The following is a 12,712-nucleotide window of genomic DNA, read 5'->3' on the forward strand; positions in this document are numbered from 1 at the left end:
CGAACGATCGTCGCGTCCCAGTCGCGGCCCTTGCGGTCGTAGAAGACGCCGTTGCGGCCGACCATCAGGTAATCCGAGTCGCCTTGCGTGAAGCAGGCGGCGATCTTCATGGTCTGTCCGCCGGGCCGCTTCAGGTCGCAGTATGCGATGTACATTCGCGAGAGCGAGGCGAGCACCGCATGCGAGGCGGGGTCGTCCACCCGGACGCAGAGATTGCAGCTGCGACTGTCGAGATAGAGCGTGCCCGACTGGAACACGGCCTCGGCGTTCAGGTCGTAGAAGTCGTGGAAGTTGACGAAGTTCTTGAGCAGCTTGTGAAGGTCGCGCTTGTAGTGCGCCATCCGGACCGCGTCCGCCACCGCGCCGGATTCGGCGGCCACCGCCAGGTCGTCGTCGATCAGGACCTCGATCCGCGCCTTCGCGTTGCTGGCAAGAATGGCCTCGACGCGAGCGAGCCCGAGCTTTTCCACCGCGGCGCCCTTCTTCGCGGCGATCCACGCTTCATGAGCGGCATAGCGGGGCTGAATCTGCTCCCATTCGATGGCGCTGATCTGTGTCTTCTGGGCGCCGAACAGCGGCGCAACCGCCGTCTTGTGGAACGTTGCCAGCGCTCCGGACCACGCCGGGTTGACGCGCTCGAGCAGCGGCAGCGCGCCTCCGGCCTCGACGCGCGCGAGCGGCAGCATCTGCAGCTCCGCGGGCTGTGCCGGCTCCTGCGCCGCCAGCCGCGGATCGAACTCCGCGATCCGGCAGCGGTTGAACCAGTCGTCGACCTTCACCCGAACCGCGCGGAGCGCCTCGTAGCCCGCAGCGGCGTCGGGGCTGGGATCCCCGTTGCGCGCCCAGAGCGCGTAAGCCTGGAGGTCGGCGAAGAAGGCATCGAGCCGCGTCCGATCGATGCCCAGCTTGCCGGACCGGTCGGGAACGCCGCCGCAGCAGACGATGGCGTCGTGAACGACCTGGCACAGGGCGGGATCGGGACCGGCATCCGGCGGAACCACGCCGTCGCCGTTGAAACGGGTTCCTTCGAACACTCGGCTGACGTCGGCGACGTCGGCCACCGTCAACGCCGGCGCTTCCGGCGTGCCGCGATGAGCAAGGATGTGCCGCACGGCGCCGAGCAGAGCCTTGCCCGCGGGTTTCGAATCGTCGATCGCTTCCAGAGGGAGGCCGTCCGAGCCGGGAATCAGCGCGGCGAGGTCCTTCAGGCGCTCCGAGCACCAGCGCAGCGCTGCCAGGATCTCCCCGGCGCGGACGCGGCCGTCCTTGTCGAGATCGAGGAGCTCCAGGGTCCGCTCCTCGAGCTCCAGTCCCTTCACGGGACAGCTCAACGCGACCCACAGCTTCTGATCGAGCTCATGCAGGTGGGCCAGATCGTCGCCGCTCTCCAGAGCAACCTGGTCCAGCCCGCCCATTCTGTAGAACCGGAACTGATATGCCATGAGGTCCCTCGCAGCAGGGAACGCCTGCCACACCTCCGCCATTTCGTCGAGGGGCCCAGCGCTTGACAGGCAGCTGGAATCACGCTGAAGGGAGCGCATGCCCGACTACTCCCGCCGTGCCGTCCTCAAAGGCGCCCTTGCCGGCGCCGCGTACGCTGCCCTGCCTTCGTTCGGAGCCGAGGACCTCGCTCCGGTCTACGACGAGATCCGCAAACGCCACGACGAAGCGGTCCAGCGTATCCAGCACTGGATCCGGCAGCCCACCATCGCCGCCGAAAACGTCGGCAGCGAGGAGGGTCTGCGCCTGATGATCGAGCTCCTCCGCGACGCGGGATTTCAGCGCGCGGACCGGATCGGCACCGACGGAAAACCGGGCGTCTTCGCGACCCTCGACGCCGGCGCGCCAAGGACGTTCGGCCTCTACTTCATGTACGACGTGAAGCAGGTCGATCCCGCGGAGTGGTCTTCTCCTCCTTGGGAAGCGCGGCTGGTGGACAAGCCCGGCTTCGGCAAGGCCATCGTCGGCCGCGGCGCCGTGAACCAGAAGGGTCCTGAAGGGGCCTTTCTCGCGGCGCTCCACGCCATCCGCGGAGCGGGCCGCAAACTGCCGGTAAACCTGGTGCTCGTCGCCGAGGGAGAGGAGGAGATCGGCTCGCCACACTTCCCGCAGGTCGTCCGGCGGCCGGAGGTGATGCAGGCGCTCGCGAAGTGCGCCGGAATCACCATGCCGTCCGCGGCGCAGGAGCCCGATGGCGAGGTGACCATCAACCTCGGTGCCAAGGGGATCATCGAGTGCGAGCTCGTCGCCAGCGGCGAGAAGTGGGGGCGCGGGCCTGCAAAGGACATCCACTCCTCGTTGCGTGCGGCGGTGGACAGCCCCTCCTTCCACCTGGTCAAGGCCCTCGACGCCCTGGTCACAACGGACGGCGTCGATCCGGCGATCGACGGCTGGTTCGAGCGCGTCCGCGCCCTCTCGCCGGCGGAGCAGAAGATGATCGACACGGCCGCGCAGCGCTTGAGCGAGGACACGAAGAAGAAACAGTACGGAGTGCGGCGCTGGGTCCGCGACCTCCCCTTCCGCCCGGCGTGGATGCGTCTCGCCGCTCAGCCCACGGTCAACATCGAGGGTCTGGTGGGCGGTTACACGGGTCAGGGCGGCAAGACGGTGCTGCCGCATCGGGCGGTGGCGAAGCTCGACTTCCGCCTCGTGCCGGACATGGCGGTCGACGACTGCCTGAAGAAGCTACGGGCGCATCTCGACAAGCGCGGTTTCGCCGACGTCGAGATCAACGTCGGTGGCGCGTACCCACCGAACACCAGCGCCGCCGACGCTCCAGCGATCCGGGCGGAGGTCGCCACCTATCGAAAGTACGGAATCGATCCGTTGCTCTGGCCGCGCCTCGGCGGATCCTGGCCGGGCTATCTGTTCACAGAGCCGCCGCTGCGCCTGGGCGCCGGTCACTTTGGCCTCGGGCACGGCAGCGGCGCGCACGCTCCGGACGAGTACTACGTCGTCGAGAGCGCAAATCCGAAGATCCAGGGGCTGGACGGCGCGGTGAAATCGTTCGTCGACTACCTGTACGAGCTCGCGTCCTGAGGAATTCCGGCTTCGTCCTGCAGCCCCCGCACCACGAGCTTGTAGGGACAGCGGCGAATGGCCTGCGCCAGCACGGCGAAGCCCGAATGCTCCACGCGCCTGACGTCGGTGAAGTCGATCGAGAAATCCCCCATGCTCTGCCCGATCAGACGCGCGACGGCGGCAGCGCCTTCTCCGTCCAGCTCACCGCCGAGGCGGAGCACCACGCGCCCGTCTTCGATGGATGGAAGCATCTGCAACATGGAACACTCCCGGGAGGGACGGCTGGCATAACTCGAACACCCGCCCGCCGCAATCCGGGAAACCCGCTGTTCAATCGTACAGTATCGACCGCATCGAGAGCGATCCCATGTCGAATCCGGAGAGGGGAAACGTCACCGCGTCCTTGGTGTCGGCGGCGCCCGCCGTGTACAGCACCGGATAGTAATGGTCGGGCGTGGGATGGGAGATTCGCCCGGAAGCGGACTCGGCGAGCCGGGCGAGCGCCGGCCCATCGTGCTGGGCGGCGGCTGCCGCGACGTCGGAGTCGAAGGCGTGCGCCCAGTCGGGCGTCTGCGTCTCGCCGCGCTGCCAGCTGGCGAAGGCGTGACGCAGGTTGTGCGTGACGTTTCCGCTGCCGAGGATGAGGACCCCCTCCTCGCGCAGCGGCGCCAGTGTTTTTCCAATGGCGAGATGCCCGGCCGGTGGAAGCCGTCCGTCGATGCTCAACTGGACAACCGGCAGGTCCGCCTTCGGACGCAGGTACTTGAGGACGGTCCAGGTGCCATGGTCGAGACCCCAGTCGGTCCGGAGCGTGGTCCCCTTGCCGACGAGGTTCGAGACGCGCCTGGCCAGCTCGACGCTTCCAGGCGCCGGGTACTGCTGCTCGTACAGCTCGGGCGGGAACCCGCCGAAGTCGTGGATGGTGCGGGGGTGCTCGTTGCCGGTGACGAAGGTGCCTGGAACGTACCAGTGGGCGGAGATGCTGAGGATGGCGGTCGGCTGTGGCAACAGCTCCCCCAGCTTGCGGAAGCCGCGGGTCCAGTCGTTGTCTTCGATGGCGTTCATCGGCGAGCCGTGGCCGACGAAGAGGACGGGCATGCGCTGCATGACCCAGTCTAGGATGCCCAGGCGATGGCCGCGTTGCCGCCCCGGGTCTTCTTGCTCTCGCCGGCCCGGGCCGGCGGCGAGCGCATGGGACTGCTGCTGAACCCGCGCGCCGGATTCGCACTCGCCTGGGAGTTCCAGCAGAAGGGCGCGGCGTTGGGCGAGGTGTTCCAGTTCGCCAGCGGTCTCTATTTCCGGGGAAAGCTCGCGTACGCGCGCGCCTTCGCGCGCCCGCCGCGCGGCGGGGCGGGCGCGCTCGCCATCGTGCCCGGGCGCGGCCTGATGGACGTCGAGGAGCGGATCACCGCGGACGAGCTGCGCGCCATCGCCGAGGTGCCCGTCGATCTGCGGGACGCGCGGTACCGGGAAGCGCTCGTGCGCGACGCGCTGGCGCTCTCACGGCGGCTGGGCAAGCGCGGAGAAGCGGTGCTGCTCGGAAGCATCGCCACCGGCAAGTATGCGGACGTGCTGGTCGAGATCTTCGGTGACCGGCTGTTGTTCCCGCCTTCGTTCGTCGGGCGCGGCGACATGAGCCGAGGCGGTCTCCTGCTCCGCTGCGTGCGCGCCACGATGGAGCTTCCGTACTCTCCGTTGCGAGGAGCGATCCGCCACGGACCGCGGCCGCCGAAGCTGCCGCGTTATTGATTGGTACCGCCGCGGCCGGCGCCGCCGACGAACCGCTTCGCCCCTTCCCGCGCGCCGGCTGCAAGCGCGCGCAGGCCGTGGCGCAGCTCGTTCTGCATCGCGTCGGGAAAGACGAGATCCACCTGCTCGTGCGCCGACCGCCGATCGGTGCGCAGGCAGAGCTGAGGGAAGGAGGCGATCTCCCGGGCCAGCTCCTCCGCGGCGGCGCGCGCCGCCCCTTCGGGGACCACCCGGTTGGCGAGACCCATCTGCAAGGCCTCCTGCGCGTTCACCGCGCGCCCGGTGAGGATGAGATCGAGCGCGCGCGAGAGCCCGATCAGGCGCGGGAGCCGTACCGTCCCGCCGTCGATCAAAGGCACTCCCCAGCGCCGGCAGAACACGCCGAACGTCGCATCCTCGGCGGCCACGCGCAGGTCGCACCAGAGCGCGAGCTCCAGTCCACCCGCGACGGCGTAACCTTCGACCGCCGCGATCACCGGCTTGTCGAGCAGCAGCCGCGACGGTCCCATGGGTCCGTCGCCTTCCGCCGGGACCCGATCGTAGGCGCCCTCCGCGAACGCCTTCAGATCGGCGCCGGCGCAGAAGGTTTCGCCCTCGCCGAAGAGCACGGCCACGCTCGCCTCGGAATCGGCGTCGAAGGCGCGGAAGGCATCGGCCAGCGCCTTCGCGGTCGCGGGATCGACGGCGTTCCGGGCCTGCGGACGGCTGAGGACCACCGTGGTGATCGCACCTTGCTTCTCGACGCGCACGCTCATGGGCGCAGTCTAGACCACGGCCCGTCCCCTTGCGCGGACCACGTTCGACCCTACCAGCGATAGTCGAGCGTAGTGCTGAGCGCAAAGAGCGCCCACATGTCAAAGGCGGCCGGCCCGAACACCGCGGCGCAGGACGGTCCGAACGGCGAGCGCGCCGAGCCGCGCAAGCCCAGGATCAGATGATCGCTGACGGCCGCCCTGGCGCCCGCGGCGAGCAGCATGTCGACTCCCGAGCCGAACGCGCACTGCGCGTTGACCGAGCGGCGCTGGTCGGCGGCAACGTAGCCCAGCGCGAGCCCGGCATAGGGCTGGACGAAGCGCAGCGGCAGCCGCAACTGGGCGAGCCCGCCGGCGAATGTCGAGGTGAATGCGTAACTGGCGGGAAGACCGTTGTCCGCCTTGAGGCCGCTGCTCAAATACGCGACGTCGACCATCGGGCCGAGAGCGAAGTAATCACTTGGCACAAAGAGGCAATGCGCCGCGATTCCCGGCCCGTCGAAACTGCCTCCGCGCACGTAGGAGGTGGCGACTCCTGCCTCCCAGCTCGTGTTCGTCGGTGCGAAGGCCGCGGCCATCAAGAGCGCATGGACAACCATGGTCCAAGGCTAGGCACGCCGGAGCGCCCATGAAAACGGCGGTAAGGGCCGAACGTCCGACAATGAAACGGCTGCGGCTACCGACCCGCTTGCGCGTCGGATATGGCGGCGGAGAGCAGGGCGCGGGCCGCGGCGAGATCGCGATTCTGCAACGCGGCGCGCGCTGCCTGGACGTCGCGCTGCGCCTGCCCGGTGAACGACCGCTGCGCCTGGTCGAGCTCGGTCTCGATCGCGTAGTTCCCGCCGGCGAGGCGCTGCTGCGCCGCGTAGAGCGCGTCCACGGCGATCTGCACGGAGGCTCGTTGCGCCTGCTGTTGCTCCTCGCTGGCCTGCCGCCTCGCCTCGGCATCGGCGACCTGCTGTCGGAGCTGCTGCAGCTCTTGCACGAGCTGGTCGAGCTTCTGCGCATTCTGTCGCGTCTGCGCGCGCTCCTGCTCGAGCGCGTCGATGCGCGCGCGAAGCTGCTGCATCTCCTGCTGGACCTGATCGGGGCCTGCGTCGCGCTGCACGACCACGCCCCCGTCGGGCGCCGGGGGATTCGGACGGAGCTTCCCGGGAGGATCGGTGCCGAGGAGGATAGGGCGATCGCCGGCGTCCGCCTTCCCGCGCGCTCCACGAGAGGCCGGGCGCGACTGCGCGAGCAGGAGGACGAAGAGAACCGGAATCGTTCCCAGCAATCTCACGGCTGCAATCTAAGCAGCAGGCGCCACGGAAGATGTCGCCGGGCCGAGCGCGAGGAGCTCGCGGACGCGTCTCTCGTCGGGCCCTCGGTAGCGCAGGTCCTCGAGCGACTCCGGAAGCGGGACGTCGCGGCGCAGCGTGGCGAGCTCACGGTAGAGGAAGACGTCCGCCAACCGTTCCCGCAGCGTCTGCGAAAGCCGATCCGCTCCGCGTACGGCCTCGGGCCAGCCGCGCCCGTTCAGCGGGATGTTCTCCAGATGGACGAAACGCGCCAGCAGGGCGGATGCGGTCCTCTCGCCGAAGCCCGGCAGGCCTGGAATGCCGTCGGCGTCGTCGCCGGTCAAAGCGAGATAATCCGGAATCGAGTGCGGCTGGATCCCGCGGCGCTGCAACAGCGCCTGCTCGTCGAGCACGCGCTTGCGGATCACGTCGATCTGCACCACGTGGTCGGACTCCAGGCATTGCCCGAGGTCCTTGTCCGGCGTGAGGATCCGCACCTGGTCGACCTGCCCGGCGTAGCGCGCGGCGGCCGTGGCGAGTGCATCGTCGGCCTCGAATTCGCGCATCGACCACACCACCGCGCCGACCGCGCGCGTCGCCTCTTCCGCGGCGTCGAACTGCGAGCGCAGGTCCGGTGGCACCCCCTCGTCGGACTTGTAGTCCGCGAAGAGGTCGTTGCGGAACGAACGGATCGGGTTGTCGAAGGCGACCGCCACGTGCGTCACCTGCTCGGCGGGATTGGCGAGCAGCGCCAACAGCGACTGCGCCAGCCCCCGGGTCGCCTTGAGCGGATGCGCCGGCCGTTTCGAGTAATGGGCGCGGAAGAGCTCGAAGGTGCCGTCGACGATGTGCAGCCGCATCGACCGAGCATCGCATGGCGGTGACGTCGCCGGTAGTCCCCACGGCAGGCGGGCAGGCAGGCGCCCTCGCGAGCCGTCTCCATACTTTCCCGGGATGCAGTCTTTCGAGCACACGCCTCCCGAGGCGCGCGAGCTACTCTCGCGCCCGATCCGCGATCTTGGGCTGCGTCTCGAAGGCTCGATGCTGGAGAAGTATGTCCAGCAGCTCTACGCGGAGCTCTCCGCGAAGGGCCTCACCGGATTTCGCCCGGCGGTCTACCTGTCGGACGAGTGGTCGTGTCCCGACAAGGAACCCATCATCGGCGTCCCCTTCTATCTCGCGGATCCCAAGATCGCGGAGCTGGAGCGGGCGATCAACGATCTCGAAGACGAGCGCGAGATCCTCATGTACCTCCGCCACGAGGCGGGGCACGCCTTCAACTACGCATATCTCCTGTACGAGACAAGGGAGTGGCTCGATCTGTTCGGGCCCTTCGACCGCCCGTACGTCGACGATTACAAACCGGTGCCTTTCTCCCGCAAGTACGTGCGACACATCGCCGGCTGGTACGCGCAGAAGCATCCCGACGAGGATTTCGCCGAGAGCTTCGCGGTCTGGCTCACTCCCGATTCCGACTGGAAGCGCCGCTACGCGCGCTGGCCCGCCCTGCGCAAGCTCCAGTACGTCGACCGCGTCGCGCGCGAGCTCGCCGATTCGCCGCCGCGCAAGGCGCTGGAGGTGGCCGCACGGGAGCTGCCGGTCGAGGAGATGGCCAGCACCGTCGAGCAGTTCTACCGGGAGCACGAGCGCGACGACACGGCGTTGCTCGACGACGTGCCCGACGCCGAGCTGGAGGACATCTTCGTCCGCAAGGGCGAGGACCTTCGGCCCGCGTCGGCATTCCTCCTCGAGCACCGCAAGGCCATGATCGACAAGATCACCTACTGGACCGGTGTGCGCAGGGTGGTCATCCGCAAGCTGGTCGAGGCCATCGGCCGCCGCGCCCGCGACCTGGAGCTATCGGTGGAGCGGAAGCGCGAGTCCCAGACGCTGGTCGAGGTGGTGGTCTTCGCCACTACGCTGGCGATGAACTACCTCACCCGCGGCGGATTCACGGAGCGTTGATGCCAGGCAATCTCGAGATCGCCGTTCTCTACGAGCCGAGCGACAACACCACGCCGCCGACGGATTCTTCCGGGCGCGTCCGCCACAAGGAGCGGCGCCGGACCCGAACGAGGCGACGCTGGCACGGTCCGGAGCGGCGGCAGAAGATCGATCGCGAGCACGTCGCCGAGGCGCTGCGGGCCAACGGCTACGAAGTCTCGATGTACGAGCTGAGCGACGAGAGCGCGCTGCTCGGGCTGGCGAAGAGCAAGGTGGACCTGATCCTGAACATGGTGGAGGCGTACGCCGGCGACGATTCGCTCGAGGCGCACGTCGCCGCCTTCCTCGACCTGCTCGAGCTCCGCTACACGGGGGCGGATCCGCAGGCGCTCTTCCTCGCCCAGGACAAGGCGCTGGCGAAGAAAGTCTTCGACTTCCACGGGATCCGCACGCCCAGGTTCGCGAGCGTCTACCGGGGCAAGCTCGACCACGTCGACAATCTGGAGTTCCCGCTGATCGTGAAGCCGGCGAGCGAGGACGGCTCGGTCGGCATCGATGCCGGCGCGGTGGTGCGCAACCTCCGCGAGCTGATGGAGCGCGCGTCGATGATCCAGGAGAAGTTCGATTGCGCCGCGCTGATCGAGGAGTTCATCGAGGGCCGCGAGATCTACGTCGGCATCATCGGCAACGACAAACCGGTGGCCCTGCCGGTGGTGGAGATGGACCTGTCGAAGCTGCCGGACGACATGCCGAAGATCGCCGGCACGGAAGTGAAGTGGGAAAAGGGCTCCGCGGCGTACGAGGCGACGCGCAGCGCAGCGGCCAAAGGGCTCGGCGAGGACGTCATGCGGCGGCTGCAAGATACGGCGCTCCAGGTCTATTCGGCGCTCAAGCTCCGCGACTATGGCCGGGTCGACATGAGGCTGACGCCCGAAGGACGCATCTACGTGATCGAGGCGAATCCAAATCCATGGCTGGCGCCGGAGGCGGAGCTGGCGATCGCAGCCGGACTCGCGGGCCGCAGCTACGTCGAGCTGATCGGCCAGATCGTCGAGCTCGCGCTGGCGCGGTATGCAGCGTGAGGGGTTACCCCACAGCACGCGGCCGGCGGTAGACTGCGCCCATGGAATCGTCGCGCCGCATCCTCGAGCTCATGTTCCTCACCGCCTGGGCGGACGGAAAGTTCGAGGGCAGCGAGGCGCTGGCCATCCACAGGCTCACGGCGCATGAGCCGCTTCTGCGAGAAGCGGGTCAGGCCGCCGACGTCGACCGTGTCGTCAAGGGGCGGCTGGCCGAGCTCGGGTTGGAGGCGTGCGTGCGGGAAGCCGCCGCCGCCATCACGCATCCCGCCCAGCGCGAGCTTGCCTTTCGTTGCTGCGCCAAGGTGAGCGGCGCCGACGGGGCCTTCGTCGAGCAGGAAGGTGCAGTCCTGCGCATCCTGCGAGAGACCTGGAGCTTCTCGGCCGAGGACGTGCAGCGCCTCCTCGTCCTTGCAACCCGCTGATCGGCCGCAGGGCAAGCCAGCACGATTTCGGGGCGACCGGCCTCCCCCGCGCGCTAACACGGTGGGAAAGTGGCGGCGGACTGTCCAACCGTCTGCAGTTCCAACGGCGGCATTCATTTTTCCAGTTCGGTGCTGCACAGGAATTCTGACCGGGTGGAGCGCCGCGCCTTCAGGCGGTGGAGTGTCATCGCACTTCTGCAAGGAGCTCACAGTGGGCGAGATGCACGATCCCTCCGGCGAACCCATCCGGAAGCGCAAGCGCGGCGAGGGCGGGCACGGGAACGGCAACGGCCACCACGCGCACGAGGAAGCGCGCCTGCGCCAACTGCTCGGGGCCCTGACGGCAGCGCAGCGCGGCGAGTTCGAGGTCCGGCTCCCGTTCACCCGCGGCAGTGGCCTGATGGCCGAAATTGCGAGGACGTTCAACGACGTCGTCGCGCGCAACCAGGGGCTCACCAGCGAGATTGTCCGCCTCGAAAGAGTGGTGGGCCGCGAGGGGCGCATGGCAGAGCGCGCCACCCTCGGCGAGGTCGCCGGTTCGTGGAAGACTTCCATCGCTTCGATCAATGCCCTGATCGCCGATCTGGTGCAGCCCACCACCGAGGTCGCCCGGGTGCTGGTGGCGGTCGCCGAGGGCGATCTGACGCAGAAGATGGCGCTGGAGATCGAAGGGCAACCCGTGAAGGGCGAGTTTCTTCGGATCGGCACCACGGTCAACGCGATGGTCGATCAGCTCAGCTCGTTCGCGGCGGAGGTCACCCGCGTCGTCAAGGAAGTGGGCACCGACGGGAAGCTGGGTGGCCAAGCCGCCGTCCCCGAAGCCAGCGGCATCTGGCGCGACCTGACGGGCAACGTCAACACGCTCGCTTCCAATCTGACGACGCAGGTACGCAATATTGCCGAAGTCACCACCGCCGTCGCCCGGGGGGATCTGTCGCGCAAAATCACGGTCGACGCGCGGGGCGAGGTGCTGGAACTGAAGAACACCATCAACACGATGGTCGATCAGCTCAACTCGTTCGCCTCCGAGGTGACCCGGGTCGCCCGCGAGGTAGGGACCGAAGGGAAGCTGGGCGGCCAGGCGGAGGTGAAGGGCGTTTCCGGCGTGTGGAAGGACCTGACCGACAACGTCAATTTCATGGCCTCGAACCTGACCACGCAGGTGCGCGGCATCGTCAAGGTGGTCACCGCGGTCGCAAACGGCGACCTTTCGCAGAAGCTGGTGGTGGAGGCGCGCGGCGAGATCGCCGCCCTGGCGGACACGCTGAACAGCATGACCAAGACGCTGGGCATCTTCGCCGAGCAGGTCACCAGCGTCGCGCGGACCGTCGGAGTGGAGGGCAAGCTGGGCGCGCAGGCCAGCGTTCCGGGCGTGGCGGGCACCTGGAAGGATCTGACCGACAACGTCAACCTGCTCGCCAACAATCTCACCTCGCAGGTGCGCAACATCGCCGAGGTGACCACCGCGGTGGCCAACGGCGACCTCTCCCGCAAGATCACCGTCGACGTGAAGGGGGAGATCCTCGAGCTGAAGAACACCATCAACACGATGGTCGATCAGCTCAACTCGTTCGCCTCCGAAGTCACGCGCGTCGCCCGCGAGGTCGGCACCGAGGGCAAGCTGGGCGGCCAGGCCGAAGTGCGCGGGGTGAGCGGCGTCTGGAAGGATCTCACCGACAACGTGAATTTCATGGCCTCGAACCTGACCACGCAGGTGCGCGGGATCGTGAAGGTGGTCACCGCGGTGGCCAACGGCGATCTCAGCCAGAAGCTGGTGTTGGAGGCGCGCGGCGAGATCGCCGCCCTCGGCGAGACGCTCAACAACATGACCAAGACGCTGGGCATCTTCGCTCAGCAGGTGATCAACGTCGCCCGCACCGTCGGCGTCGAGGGAAAGCTGGGGGCGCAAGCGGAGGTGCCGGGAGTCGCCGGCACCTGGAAGGACCTGACCGACAACGTGAATCTGATGGCGTCGAACCTGACCTCGCAGGTCCGGAACATCGCCGATGTCTCGACGGCGGTGGCGAGCGGCGATCTGTCGAAGAAGATCACCGTCGACGTCAAGGGGGAGATCCTCGAGCTGAAGAACACCATCAACACCATGGTCGATCAGCTCCGCTCCTTCGCCGGCGAGGTGACTCGCGTCGCGCGCGAAGTGGGAACCGACGGCAAGCTGGGCGCCCAGGCCGACGTGAAGGGCGTCTCCGGCACCTGGAAGGACCTGACCGACAACGTCAACCAGGTGCGTAACATCGCCAAGGTGACGACGGCGGTGGCGAACGGCGATCTGTCCCAGAAGATTACCGTCGACGCGCGCGGCGAGATCCTCGCGCTGAAGAGCACCATCAACACCATGGTGGATCAGCTCCGTTCCTTTGCCTCGGAGGTGACGCGCGTCGCCAAGCAGGTAGGAACGGAGGGCAAGCTGGGCGCCCAGGCCGAGGTGCCCGGAGTGGCCGGCA

The 12,712-nt window shown here is 68.1% G+C and carries 13 protein-coding genes; 7 read left to right on the top strand and 6 right to left on the bottom strand.

What is annotated here, in order from left to right:
- Positions 1–179 precede the first annotated feature (179 nt).
- Positions 180–1,508 (top strand): hypothetical protein, encoded by a 1,329-nt coding sequence (locus E6J58_21045; GenBank protein ID TMB33350.1) that lies wholly within the window; start codon positions 180–182, stop codon positions 1,506–1,508.
- A 31-nt stretch (positions 1,509–1,539) separates the two neighbouring features.
- Entirely contained in the window at positions 1,540–3,039 is a 1,500-nt protein-coding gene (locus tag E6J58_21050; protein TMB33351.1) for a M20/M25/M40 family metallo-hydrolase, read from the top strand.
- On the opposite strand, the gene E6J58_21055 is transcribed toward E6J58_21050, so the two are convergent.
- Positions 3,015–3,281 carry a hypothetical protein gene (locus tag E6J58_21055; protein ID TMB33352.1) on the bottom strand — a complete coding sequence of 89 codons (267 nt, stop codon included), beginning with the start codon at positions 3,279–3,281 and terminating at the stop codon, positions 3,015–3,017. The two genes, E6J58_21050 and E6J58_21055, sit on opposite strands and share 25 nt — an antisense overlap.
- A 70-nt stretch (positions 3,282–3,351) precedes the next feature.
- Positions 3,352–4,119 (bottom strand): 4,5-DOPA dioxygenase extradiol, encoded by a 768-nt coding sequence (gene ygiD, locus E6J58_21060; protein ID TMB33361.1) that lies wholly within the window; start codon positions 4,117–4,119, stop codon positions 3,352–3,354.
- 93 nt (positions 4,120–4,212) lie between these two features.
- Here ygiD and E6J58_21065 point away from each other — a divergent pair, with 93 nt between their 5' ends.
- Positions 4,213–4,770, top strand: a complete 558-nt coding sequence (locus E6J58_21065) for a hypothetical protein (GenBank protein TMB33362.1) — start codon at positions 4,213–4,215, stop codon at positions 4,768–4,770.
- Here E6J58_21065 and E6J58_21070 read toward each other — a convergent pair.
- The 4 genes from E6J58_21070 to E6J58_21085 form a co-directional block, all read right to left on the bottom strand.
- Complete coding sequence (locus E6J58_21070; protein ID TMB33353.1) at positions 4,764–5,525, bottom strand: crotonase/enoyl-CoA hydratase family protein; 762 nt, start codon at positions 5,523–5,525, stop codon at positions 4,764–4,766. The genes E6J58_21065 and E6J58_21070 overlap by 7 nt on opposite strands.
- A 50-nt stretch (positions 5,526–5,575) precedes the next feature.
- Positions 5,576–6,121 (bottom strand): hypothetical protein, encoded by a 546-nt coding sequence (locus E6J58_21075; protein ID TMB33354.1) that lies wholly within the window; start codon positions 6,119–6,121, stop codon positions 5,576–5,578.
- A gap of 77 nt (positions 6,122–6,198) precedes the next feature.
- Entirely contained in the window at positions 6,199–6,804 is a 606-nt protein-coding gene (locus E6J58_21080; protein TMB33355.1) for a hypothetical protein, read from the bottom strand.
- Between the two features lie 9 nt (positions 6,805–6,813).
- Positions 6,814–7,662, bottom strand: coding sequence for a flap endonuclease (locus E6J58_21085; protein TMB33356.1), 849 nt, complete (start codon positions 7,660–7,662; stop codon positions 6,814–6,816).
- Between the two features lie 94 nt (positions 7,663–7,756).
- Here E6J58_21085 and E6J58_21090 point away from each other — a divergent pair, with 94 nt between their 5' ends.
- From E6J58_21090 to E6J58_21105, 4 genes are all read left to right on the top strand, one after another.
- Positions 7,757–8,767, top strand: a complete 1,011-nt coding sequence (locus E6J58_21090) for a hypothetical protein (protein ID TMB33357.1) — start codon at positions 7,757–7,759, stop codon at positions 8,765–8,767.
- Positions 8,767–9,828, top strand: a complete 1,062-nt coding sequence (locus E6J58_21095) for an ATP-grasp domain-containing protein (protein TMB33358.1) — start codon at positions 8,767–8,769, stop codon at positions 9,826–9,828. Before E6J58_21090 ends, E6J58_21095 begins: the two co-directional genes overlap by 1 nt.
- A 41-nt stretch (positions 9,829–9,869) precedes the next feature.
- On the top strand, positions 9,870–10,250 hold the full coding sequence (locus E6J58_21100) for a hypothetical protein (protein ID TMB33359.1): 381 nt from the start codon (positions 9,870–9,872) through the stop codon (positions 10,248–10,250).
- Positions 10,251–10,470: 220 nt separating this feature from the next.
- Positions 10,471–12,712 (top strand): HAMP domain-containing protein (locus E6J58_21105; GenBank protein ID TMB33363.1); only part of this gene is annotated, 2,242 nt, incomplete at its 3' end.

This window comes from Deltaproteobacteria bacterium, from assembly GCA_005879535.1.
GTDB lineage: Bacteria > Myxococcota > Myxococcia > Myxococcales > 40CM-4-68-19 > 40CM-4-68-19.